We start from the raw sequence: 20215 nt of genomic DNA, 5'->3' as shown, positions 1-20215 counted from the left end.
CGTGTTCTCACGCCTGACAAGACTTGATTTACACAGTTTACTAATTCCGCCGAAGCGGCAGCGGGTTTTGCCGGAACGCGTATTCTGCAACGCCGACGAGCCCGCCGGCACAGCCGGGCGGGCTCGAGGGCGCGCGATCGAGGACGCCCCACACAGGGCAGGACGGTAAGGGCGTCCGGACTCGATCGGCGAGACTGCGGCTACGCGGGCACGTAACGCTCGCGCAGCTTGCGCTTGTACAACTTGCCGTTCGGATCGCGCGGCAGTTCGGGCAGGTAGTCGATGCTCCTGGGCAGTTTGTACTTCGCCAGGCGAGCCGCGGCGAACTCCATCAGCTCCCGGGTCAGCTCGTCGTCGGCCGCGACTCCTTCGGCCGGCTGCACGACCGCCTTCACCTCCTGCCCCCAATCCGGATGCGGGATACCGAAAACCGCGACGTCGGCGACCTTGGGATGGGTGATCAATTCACCCTCGATCTCGGCCGGATAGATGTTCACGCCCCCGGACAGGATCAGGTCCGAGCGCCGGTCGTGCAGGAACAGATAGCCGTCGGCATCCATATGCCCGATGTCGCCCACGGTGAACAGATCGCCCACCCGCGCGTCCTCGGTCTTCGACTTGTCCTTGTGGTACTCGAAGTTGGAGCCGCCCATCTTCATGTACACCTGGCCGACCTCGCCGGGCGCGACCTCGTTGCCGTCCTCGTCGAGCACCTTCACCACCGCGTACGGCCACGCCTTGCCGACCGAACCCGGCTTGCGCAACCACTCCTCGCCCGAGATCGACGTGCCGCCGCCCTCGGTCGCCGCGTAGTACTCGGTGACGACCGGCCCCCACCACTCCAGCATCCTGCGCTTGGTCTCCTGCGGGCACGGCGCGGCGCCGTGGATCATGCAGCGCAGCGAGGAGACGTCGTAGCGCGCCCGCACCTCCTCCGGGAGGGCGAGCAGACGGTGGAACTGGGTGGGGACCATATGGCTGTGCGTCACCCGATGCGTGTCGATCAGCCGCAGCATCTCCTCCGGATCCCACTTGTCCATCAGAACCACCGTGTGCCCCAGCTGAATCGAGATCGAGGCGAAGTTCAGCACGGCGGTGTGATAGAGCGGCGAGCCGCAGATATGCACGTGGTCGTCGAAGGGCTGGATGCCGAACAGTCCGAAGAAGCCGGTCGCCTGCGGGCCCACCACATCGGGATCGGCGCCGGTCAGCGGACGCCGAACTCCCTTGGGGCGTCCGGTGGTTCCCGAGGTGTAGAGCATCGGCGCACCGGTGGTCCGGACGCCGGGGCGTCCGGACTCCCCCGCGCCGAGTTCGGCCAGAGGCTGGAAACCGTCGATGCCGCCCACCGAATACCGCGCGCTCGCAGGCACATTCGCCTCGTCGGCGGCGATCGACGCGGCCTCGGCGAAGCGCTCGTCGGCGATGAACACCTTCGCCTCGCTGTCGCCGAGGATGTAGGCGACCTCCGGACCGGTCAGATGCCAGTTCACCGCCACGATGTACAGCCCGGCCTGATAGGCCGCGAAGTACACGGCGAGCGCTTCGGTGGTGTTGTGCACCATCGACACCAGCACATCGCCGGGCTGTAACCCCTTGGCCTGCAAGCCTCGCGCGATGCGGTCGGCCTGATCGGACAGCTCCCGGTAGCCGACCTCCCGCCCCGACGGATCGACGACCGCGATCCGATCGGGGTCGGTGGCCGCGATATTCCACAGTCCCAGCTTCTGCGCCGGCTCCATCGAAGTCACTCCTCGAATCTAGAACGTGTTCTACACCTGAACAAGGGGGGCGAGGCGATGCAGCTGCGCCACGTCACGAACCGTCACCAGCAGCATTCCGACGCCCGCCGCCTCCCAGACCTTCAGCTGCGAGCGCACATGGTCCTCGTCGCCGATGATGGCGGTATCGAGGATCAGCTGGTCCGGAATCACGGCGGCGGCCTCGTCCTTGCGGCCGGAGCGGAACAGCCGGGTGATCTCGTCGACCTCAGCGCCGTAACCCATCCGGCGATAGACCTGGGCGTGGAAGTTCAGCTCCTCGGCGCCCATGCCGCCGATGTAGAGCGCCATCACCGGTTTGATCCGATCGATCTCGGCGCGGGCGTCGTCGGTGATGATCACCTGGCAGCTCGCCGCGATCTCGAAGTCCTCCCGGGAACGCCGGGCACCGGGCCGGGCAAACCCCTCGTCGAGCCATTCGTCGTACATTCCGGCCAGCCGCGGGGTGTAATAGATCGCCAGCCAGCCGTCGGCGATCTCGGCCGTCAGCGCCACGTTCTTCGGCCCCTCGGCGCCGAGCCAGATCGGCAGATCCGCACGTAGCGGATGGGTGATCGGCTTGAGCGGTTTACCCAGGCCGGTCGAGCCGGGCCCATCGTAGGGCAGCCGGTACTGCGCGCCCTGGCTCACCACCGGCGCCTCGCGGGCCAGCACCTGGCGGATGATGCCGACGTACTCCCGGGTGCGCTGCAACGGTTTAGCGAACGGCTGGCCGTACCAGCCCTCCACCACCTGCGGACCGGAGACGCCCAGGCCCAGGATGTGGCGGCCACCGCTGAGGTGATCGAGGGTCAGCGCGGCCATCGCGGTCGCGGTGGGAGTACGGGCGGACAGCTGCACCACGGAGGTTCCCAGCCGCACCCGCTGGGTGGACGAGCCCCACCAGGCCAATGGCGTGAAGGCATCCGAACCCCAGGACTCGGCGGCGAAGACCGCGTCGAATCCGGCCTCCTCGGCGGCCACCACCAACTCCCCGGCGTTGCGCGGCGGCCCCGCACCCCAATATCCGAGCTGCAATCCGAACCGCATCGTCGACTCCTTCCGCCCGGCCCGTTTCACCGAGCCCGCTGCCGGACACCTTTCCAGGTAGCTCTTGCCACCAGAATAAGAACCTGTTCTACTCGATATCGTGACCAATGGGAACACCATGACCGGCGTAATCGCGAAAGGCAGCGGTCCGGAAGCGGAACCCGCACCCGAGGTACTCAGCGCCGAACTACGGATGAAGTTCGACTACACCCGATCGGTCGGACCGACCATCGGCCGGTTCCTGACCGGACTGCGCGAGGGCCGGATCGTCGGCGTCCGCGGCAGCGACGGCCGGGTGATCGTGCCGCCGGCGGAATTCGATCCGGTGACCGCGGAGCGGCTGACCGACTTCGTCGACGTCTCCGATGTCGGCACGGTGCAGAGCTGGAGCTGGGTCGCCGATCCGCTGCCCGGCCAGCCGTTCGACCGCCCCTTCGCCTGGGCGCTGGTGAAATTCGACGGCGCCGACACCGCGGTGCTGCATGCCCTCGACGTGTCGTCTCCCGACGAGGTGCGCAGCGGATTGCGCGTGCGGGTGCGCTGGGCCGCCGAACGCAGCGGCAGCATCCACGACATCGCCTGCGTCGAACCGGGCGAGACCTCCTCGGCCCCAGCCGGTTCCACCTCGTCGGATGCCGATGCGGCCGAGCCGGTCACCGGCATCGTCACCCCGATCGACCTGCGATACAAGCACACCGCCTCGCCGACCGAGACGCGGTATCTGAAGTCGCTGGTCGAGGGTCGCCTGATCGGCGGTCGCGCCGACGCCGAGAGCAAGGTGTATTTCCCGCCCCGCGGCGCCGACCCGATCGACGGCCGCCCGACCGACGAGATGGTCGATCTGCCCGATACCGGCACCATCACCACGTTCTGCATCGTGAACGTGCCGTTCATGGGCCAGAAGATCAAGCCGCCGTACGTCACCGCGTACGTACTGCTCGACGGCGCCGATATTCCGGTGCTGCACCGGGTGCTGGGCTGTGACCCCAGCGAAGTCCGCATGGGTATGCGCGTGAAGGCGGTGTGGAAGCCGCGCGAGGAGTGGGGTTACACGCTGGAGAACGTGGACCACTTCGAGCCCAACGGCGAGCCGGACGCGGACTACGACAGCTACCGGCACCACCTCTAGGAGCGAAACACCTTGAGCGACAACGCAACAGATATCGCGGTGGTGGGCTTCGCCCACGCCCCGCATGTCCGTGAAACCTACGGCACCACCAACGGTGTCGAAATGCTGGTCCCGTGCTTCCGGCAGCTGTACGACAAGCTCGGCATCGGCGTGTCCGATATCGACTTCTGGTGCTCGGGATCCTCCGATTACCTTGCCGGACGCGCCTTCTCGTTCATCTCCGCGATCGACTCGATCGGCGCCGTGCCTCCCATCAACGAATCGCACGTCGAAATGGACGCGGCCTGGGCGCTGTACGAGGCGTGGGTGAAACTGCGCTCCGGACAGGCCGAGACCGCCCTGGTCTACGGCTTCGGCAAGCCGTCGGCCGGCACGCTGCGGCAGGTGCTGACGCTGCAGATGGATCCGTACCTGGTGGCCCCGCTGTGGCCGGACGCGGTATCGGTGGCCGGCCTGCAGGCGCGGGCCGGGCTCGACGCCGGAAATTGGACCGAACGCGATATGGCCGCGGTCTCGGCCGCCGACGACGCCGAGATCGAGAAGCGGCTCGCCGCACCGTATGTCGCGAATCCGCTGCGCGAACACGACATCGCGCCGATCACCGACGGCGCCGCCGTGATCGTGCTGGCCCGGGGCGACAAGGCCCGCGAGCTGTGCGAGCGGCCGGCCTGGCTGACCGGTATGGCGCACCGCATCGACACCCCGATGATCGGCGCACGCGATCTGACCACCTCTCCTTCCACCGCGGCCGCGGCCAAGGCGGTGCTCGGCGGGGATGCGAGCGGATTCGATGTCGCCGAACTGCACGCGACCTACAGCCACGAACAGCTGATCCTGAAGCAGGCCATCGGGCTGGGCGAGTCCACCCGCATCAACCCCTCGGGTGGTGCGCTGGCGGGCAACCCGATGTTCGCCGCCGGTCTGGAACGAATCGGCTACGCGGCCAACGAAATCATGAACGGCACCGCCGAGCGAGCCCTCGCACACGCCACCAGTGGTCCGGCGTTGCAGCAGAACTTGGTGGCCATCCTGGAGGCTGGACGATGACCAATCAAGCCGCCGTACTCGGCACGGGACAAACCCATCACGTGACGAAACGGACCGATGTCTCGATGGCCGGTATGTGCCGCGAGGCAATCGATCGTGCACTCGAAGATGCCGATCTGACCATGGCCGATATCGACGCGGTGATCGTCGGTAAGGCGCCGGATCTGTTCGAGGGCTCGATGATGCCCGAGCTGTTCATGGCGGATGCCCTGGGCGCCACCGGAAAACCGCTGCTGCGCGTGCACACCGCGGGTTCGGTCGGCGGTTCGACCGGCGTGGTCGCCACCAACCACGTGCAGGCCGGCGTGTACCGCCGGGTGCTGGCGATCTGCTGGGAGAAGCAGTCCGAATCCAATGCCATGTGGGCCCTGTCGAATCCGGTGCCGTTCACGATGCCGGTCGGCGCCGGTGCGGGCGGGTACTTCGCACCGCATGTGCGCGCGTACATCCGGCGGGCCAACGCTCCCCTGCACATCGGCGCGATGGTCGCGGTGAAGGATCGCCGCAACGGCGCGAAGAATCCGTTCGCGCATCTGCGTCAGCCCGATATCACCATGGAATCGGTACTCGCGTCCCAAATGCTCTGGGACCCGGTGCGTTTCGACGAGACCTGCCCGTCCTCCGACGGCGCGTGCGCGATCGTGATCGGCGACGAGGAATCGGCGAAGGCGGCCGAGGCATCGGGTAAGAAGGTCGCGTGGGTGCACGGCACCGCCATGCGCACCGAACCGCTGGCCTACTCCGGCCGCGACCAGGTCAACCCGCAGGCCGGACGCGACGCCGCGGCCGCGCTGTGGAAGCAGGCCGGGATCACCAATCCGCTCGAGGAGATCGACGCGGCCGAGATCTACGTCCCGTTCTCCTGGTTCGAGCCGATGTGGCTGGAGAACCTGGGCTTCACTCCCGAGGGCGAGGGCTGGAAGCTGGTCGATGCGCGCGAGACCGAGATCGGCGGGAAGCTGCCGGTCAATCCCTCGGGCGGCGTGTTGAGTTCCAATCCGATCGGCGCATCCGGCATGATCCGCTTCGCGGAGGCGGCCAAGCAGGTAATGGGCCGGGCGGGCGATTACCAAGTCGAGGGCGCCCGAAAAGCGTTCGGCCATGCCTATGGTGGCGGATCACAGTACTTCTCGATGTGGGTAGTGGGCTCGGAACCACGGTGACACGCAATTCCGCCGGCATTTCCGGTTCACCGGATTGCCGGCGGAAAGCACATTTGCAATTCCATCAGCAAATTCACCGAAACCACCGAGCCGGGAGTCCGAGATGCCCACAACCACCACCACCGAACATCCGGCGCGCCTCGCCGGACGGGCCTCACAGGCCGCGGTGCGCGCCCGGGACAAGGAGGCATGGCTGGCGCTGTTCGCCGCCGACGGCATCGTCGAGGATCCGATCGGCCCCTCGGTCTTCGATCCCGAGGGTGTGGGCCATCGCGGCCGCGACGCCATCGCGGCGTTCTGGGACAAGGCCATCGCCCCCACCGAATCCATCGATTTCGTCTTCGGCGATTCCTTCGCCTGCGGCAGCGAGGTGGCCTTCACCGGCCTGATCCGCACCCAGCTGGGCGGACATATCATCGACGCCGAGGGCGTGTTCACCTACAAGGTCGACGACGCCGGGAAGATCGTGGCGCTGCGGGCCTTCTGGGAAACCGATCGAGCGATGGGAACCATGCGCAAGCAGTGAGACCGCCGCACGAACAACAGGGCGGGCACCCTCGGGTGCCCGCCCTGTTCGTGTTTCAGCGTGCGAATCAGGCCTTCGTCTTGTAGTCGACCTGGAATTCCTTGATGCCGTTGAGCCAGCCCGAGGTGAGGCGCTTGGGGTCGCCGAGCTTGGTGATATCGGGCAGGTGGTCGGCGATGGCGTTGAAGATCAGGTCGATCTCCAGCCGCGCGAGGTTGGCGCCGATGCAGAAGTGGGCGCCGGTGCCGCCGAAGGACAGGTGCGGATTCGGATCGCGAGTGATGTCGAAGGTGTACGGATTCTCGAACACCTCCTCGTCGAAATTGGCCGAGCGGTACATCAGCAGGACGCGCTGGCCCTTCTTGATCTGCACGCCGGACAGTTCGGTGTCGACCAGCGCGGTCCGCTGGAACGAGCTCACCGGTGTGGCCCAGCGGATGATCTCGTCGGCGGCGGTGGCGGGCCGCTCGCGCTTGTAGAGCTCCCACTGCTCCGGGTTCTCCAGGAACGCGATCATGCCGTGGGTGATCGCATTGCGGGTGGTCTCGTTACCGGCGACCGCCAGCAGGATGACGAAGAAGCCGAACTCCTCCGAGGTCAGCGCCTCACCGTCGATATCGGCGTTGACCAGGGTGGTGACGATGTCGTCGGCCGGCTCCGCTTTGCGCGCCTCGGCCATCTGCCAGGCGTAGCCGAGAATTTCCATCGACGACATCGCCGGGTCGGCATCGCTGTCCGGATCGTCGTAGCCGGTCATCTCGTTGGACCACTGGAAGACCTTCATCCGGTCTTCCTGCGGGACGCCGATGAGTTCGGCGATCGCCTGCAGCGGCAGCTCACAGGCCACCTGGGTGACGAAGTCGCCGGCGCCGCTGGCCGCGGCCGCGTCGACGATCGACTTGGCGCGAGCGGACAGTTCCGCGCGCAGGCCGTTGATCGCGCGCGGGGTGAAACCCTTGGAGATCAGTTTGCGCAGTTTGGTGTGTTCTGGCGCATCCTTGTTGATCAGGATGTGGCGCTGCAGCTCGATGGCCTCGCGCGGAATGTCGTCGTTGAAGCGGGGAATCGCGGTGTTCTCGTAGGTGGAGAAATCGTCGCGCCGCGAGACCTCCTTGACATCGGCGTGCTTGGACACGACCCAGAAGCCGTCGTCGTGAAACCCTCCGACCTCCGGAGACTGCGGGTTCCACCAGATCGGTGCGGCCCGGCGCAGCTCCGCGAACTCTTCGACGGGAATGCCGCGGGCCCACATATCGGGATCTGTGGCGTCGAACCCCTCGGGGAGGTTCGGAGCTACATGGGTGTCAACCACCAGTTGTCTCCTTCGACTAACTGAAACACGTTCTACCTTCATTGCAGCATAGGTGGTATCAGTAGTAAAGAAGCCATAGTCCGCCCTCAGTACATCCACAGAACTTGTTCCAGTTTCTGTGCTGATACGGATCCTGTTCGAAAGGTTGAAGTTATGGGCACCCCCGTCATCGTCGAGGCCGCGCGCACCCCCATCGGCAAACGCAACGGCTGGCTGGCCGGCCTGCACGCCGCCGAGGTGCTCGGCGCGGCCCAGCGCGGCGTCCTCGAGCGCGCACAGCTCGATCCGGCACTGGTCGAACAGGTCATCGGCGGCTGCGTCATGCAGGTCGGCGAGCAGAGCAACAACGTCACCCGCACCGCGTGGCTGCACGCCGGACTCCCCTGGCAGGTGGGCGCGACCACCATCGACTGCCAGTGTGGTTCGGCCCAGCAGGCCAACCACCTGATCGCCGGGCAGATCGCCCAGGGCGCGATCGACATCGGCGTCGCCTGCGGCGTCGAATCCATGAGCCATGTCCCGCTGGGCGCGAACGTGGGCGAGAACGCCGGCCCCCGCCGCCCCGCGAGCTGGGATATCGATATGCCCAATCAGTTCGAGGCGGCCGAGCGAATCGCCAAGCGGCGCGGCATCACCCGCGACGACATCGACGAATTCGGCGTGCGCTCACAGCGTTTGGCCGCCCAGGCCTGGGCGAAAGGGCGTTTCGACCGTGAGGTGCTGACCATCGCCGGCGCGCCGCAGGTCGACAAGGAGGGCACCCTCACCGGCGAGACGCTCGACGTCAACCGCGACCAGGGTCTGCGCGAGACCAGCCGGGAGAGCCTGGCGAAGCTGAAGCCGGTGCTGGAGGGCGGAATTCACACCGCCGGTACCTCGTCACAGATCTCCGACGGCGCGGCCGCGGTGCTGCTCATGGACGAACAGGCCGCGGCGCGTGCCGGACTGAAGCCGCGGGCTCGCATCGTCACCCAGTGCCTCGTCGGCGCCGAGCCGGAGTTCCACTTGGACGGTCCGGTGCAGGCGACCACGCGCCTGCTGGAGAAGTCGGGCATGAGCATCGCCGATATCGATCTCTTCGAAATCAACGAGGCCTTCGCCTCGGTCCCGCTCTCGTGGGCGTCGGTGCACAAGCCGGATATGGATCGGGTCAATGTCAACGGCGGCGCGATTGCGATCGGACATCCGGTCGGCAGCACCGGGTCACGTTTGATCACGACCGCCCTGCACGAGCTCGAACGCTCCGACAAGTCGATCGCAATGGTCCTCATGTGCGCCGGTGGCGCACTTGCGACCGGGACAATCATCGAGCGGTTGTAATACCGAACAGATTTCCTCCCTAGTTGAACGTTCATCCTCACAGCCCCTAGACGTGTCGTACGCCACACAAACTGCGATACAGACAAAAGGATGAGATGTCAGCTATCTTCCGGTTATCAATGGCCCGTTGAACGAGACTCGTTCGACGGGCCAGAACCGGAGCGTACTGCCCCTCGACCAGTGAGGGCGCGTTGCCCCGCAAACGTGCCGACGCTGAACAGTTCCCGGACGGCCGACCTGGAAGCTTCAAGGAAATCCTGAATCAGGCGTAGGTTTTCAGTTACTCAGCCGCTAATATCAATGATACGTATCCGAGATAACGACTGTTAGTACAGCGAAGGGAATTGGGCGGCTCACAATGGCTGATTTCGCGGCGCGGCTGAACAAGCTGTTCGAAACCGTGCATCCCCCGGGGCGTAAGCCGCACACCAATGCCGAGGTGGCGGCAGCGCTCACCGCCTCCGGGCATCCGATCTCGAAACCGTATCTCTCGCAGTTGCGGTCGGGTCAGCGGACGAACCCCTCAGATGAGACGGTTGCCGCACTGGCAAAGTTCTTCAAGGTCAAACCGGACTACTTCTTCAACGACATCTACGCCGCCAAGATCGACCATGATCTGGAGTTGCTGTCCCAGCTGCAGGGCTATGGACTGCGTCGGCTGTCGAGCAGGGCGTTCGATCTCTCCGAAGAGTCGCAGAACCTCCTGACCTCGATGGCCGAAAAGCTCCGGGCGAGTGAGGGTCTGCCCGAGGTTCCACCGGACGGCACGGAATAGCAAGTTGGACAAGGCAACACAGTGCGGCACTCGGAACCGCACTGTGTTGTCTTGTGACCTGAGACCGAGGCGGAGACGCTTCGGTCTGCACTGTGCAATTCAGGCTCCACTGTACGAACGGACCGCCGCCCAATCGGTCCCGTCGCGTCGATGATCAATCCGCCTGTGCGACCGCTGATTTCCGGTCGGTCGCGGTGCGCTCGAAGGCGCGGGCGATCGCCTGCACCCAACCGCGCGGGCTCAGTCCCTCCGGCGGTGCGATCCAACGGGCGTCGACGATGTCGTCACCGAGCGGATTGCGGGCCCAGCGGGCCACCCGTTCGGCACGGTCGGTGACCGAGCGGGCGGGCATACCGGCCGCCGCCAACTCCATGCCGCCGCCGGTCTGCAGATACAGCGCGTCCATGATCTGCGCGACCTGATCGGAAGCCTTGAGCTGGGTGGCCGACACCGTCTGCTCGTGCGCCACCACCTCGGGGAAGCGCTTGATCAACGTGCGATGCAGGGCCCGAATCTGGCGCAGCAGCAGGCGCGCCCGCACCCAGAGCTCGATCACGATCCATACCGCGCCGACCGCGATCAGCAGGCTCGCGAGCTGCCAGGCCGGCCAGAACCAGCCCGGATCGCCGGGCCGCGCGGGTTGTTCACCGATCGCCAGCCGCCGAATCGACAGCGCCGCAAGCACACCCGCGACCACCGTGCCGGTGGTGTAGAGCGCGATACCGCGTCCCAGCGCCGTCCAGTCCAGATTGCGCAGACCGGTGACGGCGATGAAGGCGCAGCCGAGCAGGGTCATAACCCAGCCGAACACAATCGACCACCCGATGGTGGCGGCGATGACCAGCGCGCCGAAACCGTAGACCATCCAGGCGATCTGGCGCAGATTCCGACGCGAGACCACCGGCCAGGCGGCGGCCGCCACCACCGACGTGGCCACCGCGAACAGCAGCCAGGTCGCCACCACCAGCCGGTCGGCCAGCGCTGCGCCGTTGATGCCCTGCGGCAGTGCGTGATCCACCGCGACCGCGATCTCGGGTATGCCGAGGGTGGCCGCGGCGGCCACCGCCGCGACCGCGATCACGATCGCCACCCGGGCCGTGGTCGCGGGCTTCACCAGGACGCGACCGATGCGGGCGCCGGCCGCCATCCACACCAGCAGGGCCGTCAACCAGAACGTCATACCTACCCTGTCCCCTTGGTCATCCGAGCCTTCTCCGGATGACCGAGAGGCCCTCCGTGGTTACGCACGCTGCCGCCTCCGGACCTCTCGCTCATCCGAGCCTTCTTCGGATGACCGAGAGGCCCTCCGTGGTTACGCACGCTGCCGCCTCCGGACCTCTCGCTCATCCGAGGGCCTCGTCGAATCGGAGCACCGAGACACCGGCGCCGCGGTTGTTGAAGACGCGCAGGCGGGTCATCAGCATGCCGGCGAAGGTTTCGGCTTCCCACTCGTACTGATCGTCGCGCCCGTCGTCGACGATCTGCTGATGCGCGCGCTGAGACAGCATGTACGCGATCAGATCGTCGCCGGCCTCGAGCGTCACCTCGGCGGCCGGTTCACCCGGGTGGTCGAAGACCACATGGCCCAGTTCGTGCGCGAGGGTGTGGTCACGGCTGGGCAGGGCCGCGGCCAGCACGATCACGTCCTTGTCCGGATAGCTGCGGCGCTGACCGCAGACGCCCGGACCGAGCTGAGCATCGGCGATTTCGATCATGCGGCCGCGTTCGGCCGCGATCGCGAGGACCACCTCTTCCAGGGTGGTGGCGTCGAAATCGGCGGCGACGGCACACACCGCGTCGACGGCGGCGGCGACGCGGCGGTAGGAGCGGCCCGTCTGAATCCGGCTCTCGGTCATCTCGCGCCCCCTCAGGCCCTCGGTCCGAAGAATTCCGCGCGTGCGGCGTCGATGCGCGCCTGTGCGGCGGAGGCACTCTGGAAACTCACCGCGCCGGAACCGGCCGCGGCCAGCGCCATGGCGATCACGCCGCCGAGCACGGCCAGCGTCTTCACCTCGGGCAGTCCGCTGGTGGCAGCCGTAGAGCGCACGGCCGGATTCGGTTGCGCCAGTGCGGGCGCCGGGGCGGCCGGCGCCGCTGGGGCGGGCGCCGGGGCGGGTGGCGCGGCCGGTGGTGCCGGCGGGACCGCGGCGGGCGCGACGGCGACGACCGGAGCACCCGGAACCGGGGGTACCGGCGGAATGGCCAACGGCGGTGCGGCCGGGGCCGCGGGCGGCGGAACCGGTTGCAGCAGAAGCAGAAGCAGCAGCGGCGACATCGCGGCCGCGGAGCCGACGGCGGCGGAGCCGGTGACCGCGGAACCGGTGCCGAGCAGAGTGGCCAAGGCGGAGCCCGTCGCGACGGAACCCGTACCGGCCAGCCCGGCCAGCGCGGAACCCGTTGCCGCCGAACCCGTTCCGAGAATCCCGGCGAGCAGCGAGCCGACGCCCGCCGCCGCGGAACCGGTGGTGGCCAGCGCCGATCCGGTAACGGCGGAACCCGTTGCGGCGGCAGCGGATCCGGTGCCCGCAGCCGCGGAACCGGCCCCGGCCAACGCCGACCCGGTCGCTGCTCCAACCGAACCCGTTGCGGCAGAACCGGTCCCGCCGAGCGCGGACCCGGTCAGTGCCGAGCCGGACGCCGCCGAACCGGCGGCAGCCGATCCCACCGCCGCCGAACCGGACCCGAGAATGCTCGCCAATCCGGCAAACCCCTCGCCGACGACCGGCGTCGGCGTGATCGGCGGCCCGGCCGGTCCGGACACCTGCGCAGGCGCCTGCGTCGAGGAGCTGGTGGAGGAGCTGGTGGCACGTCCGGGGATGGCCAGGTTGCCGTCGTACCGGTCGTCGTCGGTCGGAGATCCCGCTGCCCCCGGTTCCGGCGCGGTCGGTCCCTGCTGCCCGGCCGCACCAGCGCCCCCGGTGTTCGGCCGGGAAACCGCGGGGTTCTGCTGACGGGATTGCGTGCCCGGCAAGGGGGCGCCGACGGGTCCGGACGGCGCGGGGCCGGCTGGTTGTGCGTTGGCCACCAGGGGGCCGAAGACCCCGCAACTGCCGATCAATCCGGCTACCGCGACAACGCGCGCGATGCGACCCATGGTCATGCGCTTGCCTTCCCTCAACTTCTCAGCGCAGATTTCTCCCCGGTCGCTACAACCTCTCCGGGACCTAACGAATGCGGCCCATCTTAACTGCCGGCAGTTTGCTCGTGCAGCGAGATCATGTGAGCCCGATCACCCCGGGGGCCAGCGGGATTGAAATTGGACGCCGCAGTGACCGCGCCCACGCACTACCGGCAAGTCGAAAACCCGACGTCATCCCTACTGGCACAAGGGTATTGGTTACAGCGACGCCGGCGGATCGCGGCCGCGGGAAGGAGGCGGCGGGGCGCGATCTCACCGGCGCGGATCGTTGCTGTGAGGGTTGCGGTGCTCAGGCTCCGTAGACCGGCTCGGGATCGGTTGCCTTGGCGATCAACTCGCGCACCACCGGTCCCAATTCGGACGGCTGCCACCGTGCACCGCGGTCCTCGGCGACACCGTGGCGCCAGCCGTCGGCCAATGCCACCTTGCCGCCCTCGACCTCGAACATGCGCCCGGTGACACCGGCCGAATCCGGGCTGCCCAGCCAGACCACCAGGGGTGAGACGTTTTCCGGCGCCATCGCGTCGAAGCCGTCGTCCGGGCGGGCCATCATATCGGCGAAGACGGTTTCGGTCATGCGGGTGCGCGCGGAGGGGGCGATGGCGTTGACGGTGACCCCGTAGCGCCCGAATTCCGCTGCGGCAGTGATGGTCAGAGCCGCGATACCGGCCTTGGCCGCCGCGTAGTTGCCCTGTCCGACGCTGCCCTGCAGACCGGCACCCGAGCTCGTGTTGATGATGCGGGCGTCGCGGGCGCGACCGGCCTTGGATTCCGCGCGCCAGTACTCGATGGCATGCCGCATGGTGGCGAAGTGGCCCTTCAGGTGGACGCGGATCACGGCATCCCACTCGTCCTCGGCCAGGTTGACCAGCATCCGGTCGCGCACGATACCGGCGTTGTTCACGACCACGTCCAGTCCGCCGAAGGTCTCCACGGCCTGGCCGATCAGCCGCTTCGCACCGGCCCAGTCCGCGACGTCGTCACCGTTGACGACGGCCCGGCCCCCGGCCTGCACGATCTCCTCGACCACCTGGGCGGCGGGCGAATCAACGCTGGGCGCGCCGTCCAGTTCCGCACCCAGATCGTTGACCACCACGTTGGCGCCCGCCGCGGCGAAGGCCAAGGCGTGGGCCCGGCCGATACCGCGGCCGGCGCCGGTGACGATCACGGTGCGTCCTGCACAGATCAGCTCGGAGTTGTCGGTCATATCTGCTGCTCTCATTTCCTCGGTGCGGTAAGGGTTTTCGCTGTGATCGGTGATCGCGCGCGACAACGGCTAACGCGCGGCGGGCTCGGCGTCGTTGACGGTCGCCGCGTCCAGGAATGCGGGACGTTCCCCGCCGCCGTGCACGATGAGCGATCCGCCGTTGACGTAGCCGGCCAGCGGCGAGGACAGGAAGACCGCGACCCGGCCGATGTCCTCGGGGGTCGCCAGCCGGCCCAGCGGCACGGTCGCCTCGACGGCGGCGATCCCGGCGTCGTCGCCGTAGTGCAGATGACTGGATTCGGTGCCGACCATTCCGACGATCACCGAATTGACCCGCACCTTCGGCGCCCACTCGATCGCCAGCGAGGACACCAGACTGTCCAGGCCGGCCTTGGCCGCACCGTAGGCGGCGGTGCCCGGCGAGGGCCGGTGGCCGCTCACACTCGAGACCATCACGATCGAACCGCCGTCGGGCTGCTGCTGCATCACGGCATTGGCCGCCTGCGAAACCAGCAGCGGGGCCAGCAGGTTCAGCTCCACGATCTTGGCGTGGAAGTTGCGGGAGGCGGTGGCGGCGGGGGCGAACGGCGCCCCACCGGCATTGTTCACCACATGGTCGATCCGGCCGTGCCGCTGCACGATCGTCTCGATCAGCCCGGTCACCGCCTCGCCGTCGCGCACATCGCACGGCAGAAATTCGGCGGTGCGCCCGGAACTCTCGATCGCCGCCTCGCCGGGGCGGCGGGCACACACCACCACCGTCGCGCCGGCGTCCAGATACACCCGGCTGATGCCGGCGCCTACGCCCCTGACCCCGCCCGTCACGAGAACTACCGATCCGGACAGGTCCACTTCGATTGCCACCGTGCTAACCTACCAAGCACTTGCTTGTTTTGCCAACGAATGGACATGCGATGGGGATCAACCGTCACACCGAGACCTCGGGTATCGAGGTCGTCACGATCGACTATCCGCCGGTCAACGCACTGCCCACCGCGGGCTGGTTCGGCGTGGCCGATGCGATTCGCGAGGCCGGGCGGGACCCGGAGACCAAGGTCGTCGTGCTGCGCGCCGAGGGCCGCGGCTTCAACGCCGGGGTCGACATCAAGGAGATCCAGCGCAACCCGGGCCATCAGACGCTCATCGACGCCAATCACGGCTGCTACGACGCCTTCGGCGCGGTCTACGAGTGCCCGGTGCCGGTGATCGCGGCGGTGAACGGCTTCTGCCTCGGCGGCGGCATCGGCCTGGTGGGCAATGCCGATGTCATCGTCGCCTCCGACGACGCCACCTTCGGGCTGCCCGAGGTCGAGCGCGGCGCCCTGGGTGCGGCCACCCACCTGGCCCGGCTGGTCCCCCAGCACATGATGCGCACGCTGTTCTACACCGCCTCCACCGTGACCGCGCAGCAGCTGCACCACTTCGGCTCGGTGCACAAGGTGGTGCCGCGAGCCGAACTCGATTCCGCCGCAATGGAAGTCGCGAAGAACATCGCCGCCAAGGACGGACGGGTCATCCGGGCCGCGAAGCGCGCGCTCAACGGTATCGACCTGCAGGACGTGCACCGCAGCTACCGCTTCGAACAGGGCTTCACCTTCGAGCTGAATCTCGCCGGTGTGGCCGATGAGATCCGGGCGCGGTTCGACGAGGATCTGGCGGCCAAGAAGGGAGCGAAATAGCATGCGCGACAAGCGGATGTCGTTGGAGGACGCGGTTTCCCAGCTGCGCAGCGGGATGACCATCGGCCTCGGCGGCTGGGGTTCGCGGCGTAAGCCGATGGCGTTCGTGCGGGCGCTGCTGCGCTCGGACGTCACCGATCTGACCGTCGTGACCTACGGCGGGCCGGATCTGGGCCTGCTGTGTTCGGCGGGCAAGGTGCGCAAGGCCTACTACGGATTCGTCTCCCTCGATTCGGCGCCGTTCTACGATCCCTGGTTCGCCAAGGCCCGCACCGGCGGTGAGCTGATCTCCCGCGAAATGGACGAGGGCATGGTCAAATCCGGCCTGCAGGCGGCCGCGGCCCGGCTGCCGTTCCTGCCCACCCGCGCCGGGCTGGGCTCGGACGTGCCGAGTTTCTGGGACGGTGAACTGCGCACGGTGCAGTCCCCGTATCCGGATGCCGACGGGCGCGTCGAAACCCTGGTCGCGATGCCGGCACTCGACCTGGACGCCGCGTTCGTCCACCTCGACATCGGCGACAAGCACGGCAACGCCGCCTACACCGGCGTCGACCCGTACATGGACGATCTGTACTGCCTGGCCGCCGAGCGGCGGTTCCTGTCGGTGGATCGGCTGGTCGAGACCGAGGAACTGGTGAAGGCCGTTCCGAACCAGGCGATCATCCTCAATCGCATGATGGTCGACGGCGTCGTGGAGGCGCCCGACGGCGCGCATTTCACCTTCTCCGGCAGCTACGGCCGTGACGAGAAGTTCCAGCGCCATTACGTCGAGGCGGCCAAGGATCCCGAGACCTGGGCGGCCTTCAAGGAGCGCTATCTGGATGTCACCGAGGACGAATACCGTTCCGCGGTGGCCGAATTCGCTGCCGAGGAGGAGCGCCGATGAGCGAGACCACCACTATCACCCGCGCCGAGGTGTGCGCGGTCGCCTGCGCCGAGATCTTCCGGGGCGCGGGCGAGATCATGGCCAGCCCGATGTCGCCGACTCCCACCATCGGGGCGCGGCTGGCGCGGCTGACCTTCGAACCGGATCTGCTGATCTCCGACGGCGAGTCGCTGTTGCTGGCCGACACCCCCGCGCTGGGCGCCAAGGCTCCCACCGAGGGCTGGATTCCGTTCGGCAAGGTGTTCGACGTCGTGGCTTCCGGGCGGCGCCATGTCGTCATGGGCGCCAACCAGATCGACCGCTACGGCAACCAGAATCTGTCCGCCTTCGGCGCGCTGCAGCAGCCGAAGCGGCAGATGTTCGGTGTGCGCGGCGCGCCGGGCAACACCATCAACCACGCGACCAGCTACTTCGTGCCCAAGCACAGCACGCGCGTGTTCTGCGAGACCGTCGACATCGTGTGCGGAATCGGTTACGACAAGATCGATCCGGAGAATCCGGCGTACCGGTACCACCACCTGCATCGGGTGATCAGCAATCTGGGCGTGTTCGACTTCGGCGGGCCCGGCCACACCCTGCGGGCGCTGTCGCTGCATCCGGGAGTGAGCGCCGACGAGGTCGCCGAGAACACCGCGTTCGAGGTGGCCGGACTGGACAGCGCCGAGGTGACCCGCACGCCCACCGACGAGGAGCTGCGGATCATCCGGACGGTGCTGGATCCCAAGGGAATCCGGGAAAAGGAAGTGGCATCGTGAGCCGGCTGCGGACTCCGCTGACCGAACTGGTCGGCATCGAGCATCCGATCGTGCAGACCGGAATGGGCTGGGTGGCCGGGCCGCGCCTGGTGGCGGCGACCTCCCAGGCCGGCGGCCTCGGCATTCTGGCCTCGGCCACGATGACCTACGCCGAACTCGAGGCGGCCATCGCGAAGACCAAGGCGCACACCGACAAGCCGTTCGGCGTGAACATCCGCGCCGACGCCTCCGACGCCGCCGAACGGATCGAGCTGCTGATCCGCGAGAAGGTCCGGGTCGCCTCGTTCGCGCTGGCGCCGAAGAAGGAGCTCATCGCGCGACTCAAGGACGCCGGCGTGGTGGTGGTGCCGTCCATCGGCGCCGCCAAGCATGCGGTGAAGGTGGCCTCGTGGGGCGCGGACGCGGTGATCGTGCAGGGCGGCGAGGGCGGTGGGCACACCGGTCCGGTGGCCACCACGCTGCTGTTGCCCTCGGTACTCGACGCGGTCGACATTCCGGTGGTCGCCGCCGGCGGCTTCTTCGACGGCCGCGGACTGGCGGCGGCACTCGCCTACGGCGCCGCGGGCGTGGCGATGGGTACCCGCTTCCTGCTCACGCAGGACAGCAGCGTGCCCGACGAGGTGAAACAGGAGTATCTGCGCCGCGGGCTGCAGGACACCGTCGTCTCGCTGAAGGTGGACGGCATGCCGCATCGGGTGCTCAACACCGATCTGGTGGACCGGCTGGAACATTCGGGCAGCTGGCGCGGACTGTCCGCCGCGGTCGCCAATGCCGCGAAGTTCAAATCGATGACCGGTATGAAGTGGTCCACCATGGTCCGCGACGGTCTGGCGATGCGAAAGGCCAAGGACCTCACCTGGTCTCAGGTGATCATGGCCGCCAATACGCCGATGCTGCTCAAGGCCGGTCTGGTCGAGGGCAATACGCAGGCCGGTGTGCTGGCCGCGGGACAGGTCACCGGAATCATCGACGATCTGCCCACCGTGCAAGAGCTCATCGACCGCATCATCGACGATGCGGTCGCGCGGATCGACACGATCGCCGCGCTCCGCGACGGCGCCGCGGCGACCCCCGGCGCGTCCGCGTAACCGAAACAGGTTCGGTCGCAACGACACAGGCCGCCTCGCCGACACCCGGCGGGGCGGTCTGTGCGGTTTCCGGCTACTCCCCCGACAGATCTGCCGACAGGTCGCGGACCTCCACGCCCTCCGGAATCCGCACCTCCGCAACGGGTTCCGGGCGATCATCGAATTCCAGCCGCAGGGCGCGGCATATGGTGGCGTGCATGTCGTACAGCGCCGTGATGTAGGTCAGTTCCAGGATTTCCGGATCGCCGAGGTTGGCTCGCAGCACCGCGAACACTTCGTCGGGCACCCGGCCGCCGTCGTGGACCAGGCAGTCGGTGTAGGCGAGAATCGCGCGTTCGAGTTCGGAGAAACAGTCGCTGATCTGCCAGGACGGGATGGCCGCGATCTTCTCCTCGGGAGCGCCCAGCGAGCGCATCTGCTTACAGTGCTGGGAGAACACGAACTGACTGCCGCGCGCGTATCCGGCGCGGCACTGCCCCAATTCGCGCAGCAGCGGATCCAGGCGTGAGTTGCGGTAGACGGCGAATCCCCGGACCGCGTGCCGGAACACCTGGGGTGACTGCGCGAAGACGGTCCACCAGTCGCCGGGGGTGGCGTGGACGGTGCCGTGGTCGACGGCCGGGTCGCGGTCGGGCCCGAACAGCCGGTCGTAGTAGAACAGGATTCGCTCGTCGGTGACTTCGGCGCGCGGGACTTCACGCAGGCGGGGCATGTTTCGAACCTCTCGGTAGGGCGGTTTCGCGGCTGGTGGGTGATCAGAGTCCGGCGGCGGCGCGGCGGTCGGCGGCGGTCTTCGGCTCGTGCGATACGTCGGCCTCGGTGAAAGTCCGGGTCCAGCAGGCGAATTCGAGCAGCACCCCGTCCGGGTCCTGGAAGTAGAACGACCGCACGAAGGTTCCGGGGTGCACATCCCGGGAAACTCCCGCGGGGCTGTCATCGTGATTGAGGACCCGGCTGACCTTGATGCCCTCGGCCCGCACCCGCTGGTAGTAGTCGTCGAATCGTTCCGGCGGCACGGCGAAGGCCACGTGGTTCATCGAGCCCACGCCGCTGACCAACTCCCCTTCGTCCGGAAGTCCCTTGGGCGCGGCCAGTCCGGGGGTGGCGTCGGGTGCGTCGGCGAGCCAGAAGAAGGCGATGGTGTTGCCGCCCCCGCAGTCGAAGAAGAAGTGCTGACCGAGGTTGTGCGGCAGTTCGATGGTCTTGACCAACGGCATGCCCAGCGTGCCGGAGTAGAACTCGATCGTCCGGCGCATATCGGAGCACACGAGGGCCAGATGGTTGATTCCGCGTAGTTCGTATTTCGGGTTGGCGGCGCTCATTGCAGTCCTTCCGCTGTGGTGCCGATTCGACCTCCGTGACGGGTCCGCACCATTACT

20 protein-coding genes are annotated in these 20215 nt (G+C 67.5%); 10 read left to right on the top strand and 10 right to left on the bottom strand.

What is annotated here, in order from left to right; all coding sequences use genetic code 11:
• Positions 1-200: 200 nt before the first annotated feature.
• Positions 201-1742, bottom strand: coding sequence for an acyl-CoA synthetase (locus tag C8258_RS07255; RefSeq protein WP_106954493.1), 1542 nt, complete (start codon positions 1740-1742; stop codon positions 201-203).
• 30 nt (positions 1743-1772) lie between these two features.
• On the bottom strand, positions 1773-2810 hold the full coding sequence (locus C8258_RS07250; protein ID WP_106954492.1) for an LLM class F420-dependent oxidoreductase: 1038 nt from the start codon (positions 2808-2810) through the stop codon (positions 1773-1775).
• A 118-nt stretch (positions 2811-2928) separates the two neighbouring features.
• Here C8258_RS07250 and C8258_RS07245 point away from each other — a divergent pair, with 118 nt between their 5' ends.
• The 4 genes from C8258_RS07245 to C8258_RS07230 all read left to right on the top strand — a co-directional run bounded on the left by C8258_RS07245 (position 2929) and on the right by C8258_RS07230 (position 6675).
• Positions 2929-3939: a Zn-ribbon domain-containing OB-fold protein gene (locus C8258_RS07245; RefSeq protein WP_199195625.1), complete on the top strand. Its 1011-nt coding sequence runs from the start codon at positions 2929-2931 to the stop codon at positions 3937-3939.
• A 12-nt stretch (positions 3940-3951) separates the two neighbouring features.
• Positions 3952-4986 carry a thiolase domain-containing protein gene (locus C8258_RS07240; protein WP_106954491.1) on the top strand — a complete coding sequence of 345 codons (1035 nt, stop codon included), beginning with the start codon at positions 3952-3954 and terminating at the stop codon, positions 4984-4986.
• Positions 4983-6149: a thiolase domain-containing protein gene (locus C8258_RS07235; protein ID WP_063011931.1), complete on the top strand. Its 1167-nt coding sequence runs from the start codon at positions 4983-4985 to the stop codon at positions 6147-6149. The genes C8258_RS07240 and C8258_RS07235 overlap by 4 nt, the downstream gene beginning before the upstream one ends.
• 103 nt (positions 6150-6252) lie before the next feature.
• The gene (locus C8258_RS07230) at positions 6253-6675 is read left to right on the top strand and encodes a nuclear transport factor 2 family protein (protein ID WP_106954490.1); all 423 of its coding nucleotides are present in this window, start codon (positions 6253-6255) and stop codon (positions 6673-6675) included.
• A gap of 67 nt (positions 6676-6742) precedes the next feature.
• Here C8258_RS07230 and C8258_RS07225 read toward each other — a convergent pair whose 3' ends face one another.
• Positions 6743-7927 (bottom strand): cytochrome P450, encoded by a 1185-nt coding sequence (locus C8258_RS07225; RefSeq protein WP_233224943.1) that lies wholly within the window; start codon positions 7925-7927, stop codon positions 6743-6745.
• A gap of 213 nt (positions 7928-8140) precedes the next feature.
• On the opposite strand from C8258_RS07225, the gene C8258_RS07220 reads away from it, so the two are divergent.
• Positions 8141-9307: a steroid 3-ketoacyl-CoA thiolase gene (locus tag C8258_RS07220; RefSeq protein ID WP_106954488.1), complete on the top strand. Its 1167-nt coding sequence runs from the start codon at positions 8141-8143 to the stop codon at positions 9305-9307.
• Positions 9308-9665: 358 nt separating this feature from the next.
• Positions 9666-10082 carry a helix-turn-helix domain-containing protein gene (locus tag C8258_RS07215; RefSeq protein ID WP_014348820.1) on the top strand — a complete coding sequence of 139 codons (417 nt, stop codon included), beginning with the start codon at positions 9666-9668 and terminating at the stop codon, positions 10080-10082.
• Positions 10083-10236: 154 nt separating this feature from the next.
• Here the strand turns inward: C8258_RS07215 and C8258_RS07210 are convergent, their stop codons facing one another.
• From C8258_RS07210 to C8258_RS07185, 5 genes are all read right to left on the bottom strand, one after another.
• A complete protein-coding gene (locus C8258_RS07210; RefSeq protein WP_106954487.1) occupies positions 10237-11262 on the bottom strand; it encodes a hypothetical protein in 1026 nt (341 codons plus the stop codon).
• A gap of 163 nt (positions 11263-11425) precedes the next feature.
• Positions 11426-11938, bottom strand: a complete 513-nt coding sequence (locus tag C8258_RS07205) for an ImmA/IrrE family metallo-endopeptidase (RefSeq protein WP_106954486.1) — start codon at positions 11936-11938, stop codon at positions 11426-11428.
• A gap of 11 nt (positions 11939-11949) precedes the next feature.
• The gene (locus C8258_RS32215) at positions 11950-13182 is read right to left on the bottom strand and encodes a hypothetical protein (protein WP_146161179.1); all 1233 of its coding nucleotides are present in this window, start codon (positions 13180-13182) and stop codon (positions 11950-11952) included.
• A gap of 328 nt (positions 13183-13510) precedes the next feature.
• Positions 13511-14428, bottom strand: a complete 918-nt coding sequence (locus C8258_RS07190; RefSeq protein ID WP_036497635.1) for an SDR family oxidoreductase — start codon at positions 14426-14428, stop codon at positions 13511-13513.
• A gap of 69 nt (positions 14429-14497) precedes the next feature.
• The gene (locus C8258_RS07185) at positions 14498-15292 is read right to left on the bottom strand and encodes an SDR family oxidoreductase (RefSeq protein WP_369974720.1); all 795 of its coding nucleotides are present in this window, start codon (positions 15290-15292) and stop codon (positions 14498-14500) included.
• 50 nt (positions 15293-15342) lie between these two features.
• Between C8258_RS07185 and C8258_RS07180 the strand changes: the two genes are divergently transcribed.
• The 4 genes from C8258_RS07180 to C8258_RS07165 are packed head-to-tail and all read left to right on the top strand — an operon-like array spanning position 15343 to position 18836.
• The gene (locus C8258_RS07180; protein WP_106954484.1) at positions 15343-16107 is read left to right on the top strand and encodes an enoyl-CoA hydratase family protein; all 765 of its coding nucleotides are present in this window, start codon (positions 15343-15345) and stop codon (positions 16105-16107) included.
• Between the two features lies 1 nt (position 16108).
• Complete coding sequence (locus tag C8258_RS07175; RefSeq protein WP_106954483.1) at positions 16109-16993, top strand: CoA transferase subunit A; 885 nt, start codon at positions 16109-16111, stop codon at positions 16991-16993.
• Positions 16990-17748 (top strand): CoA-transferase subunit beta, encoded by a 759-nt coding sequence (locus C8258_RS07170; RefSeq protein ID WP_106954482.1) that lies wholly within the window; start codon positions 16990-16992, stop codon positions 17746-17748. Before C8258_RS07175 ends, C8258_RS07170 begins: the two co-directional genes overlap by 4 nt.
• The gene (locus C8258_RS07165) at positions 17742-18836 is read left to right on the top strand and encodes a nitronate monooxygenase family protein (RefSeq protein WP_106954616.1); all 1095 of its coding nucleotides are present in this window, start codon (positions 17742-17744) and stop codon (positions 18834-18836) included. Before C8258_RS07170 ends, C8258_RS07165 begins: the two co-directional genes overlap by 7 nt.
• A gap of 73 nt (positions 18837-18909) precedes the next feature.
• On the opposite strand, the gene C8258_RS07160 is transcribed toward C8258_RS07165, so the two are convergent.
• Positions 18910-19548 carry a carboxymuconolactone decarboxylase family protein gene (locus C8258_RS07160; RefSeq protein WP_106954481.1) on the bottom strand — a complete coding sequence of 213 codons (639 nt, stop codon included), beginning with the start codon at positions 19546-19548 and terminating at the stop codon, positions 18910-18912.
• Between the two features lie 43 nt (positions 19549-19591).
• Entirely contained in the window at positions 19592-20158 is a 567-nt protein-coding gene (locus C8258_RS07155; RefSeq protein ID WP_106954480.1) for a VOC family protein, read from the bottom strand.
• Positions 20159-20215 lie beyond the last annotated feature (57 nt).

Source organism: Nocardia sp. MDA0666, from assembly GCF_003023875.1.
Classification (GTDB): Bacteria; Actinomycetota; Actinomycetes; order Mycobacteriales; family Mycobacteriaceae; genus Nocardia; species Nocardia aobensis.
This window is presented reverse-complemented; position numbering and strand designations above follow the sequence as displayed.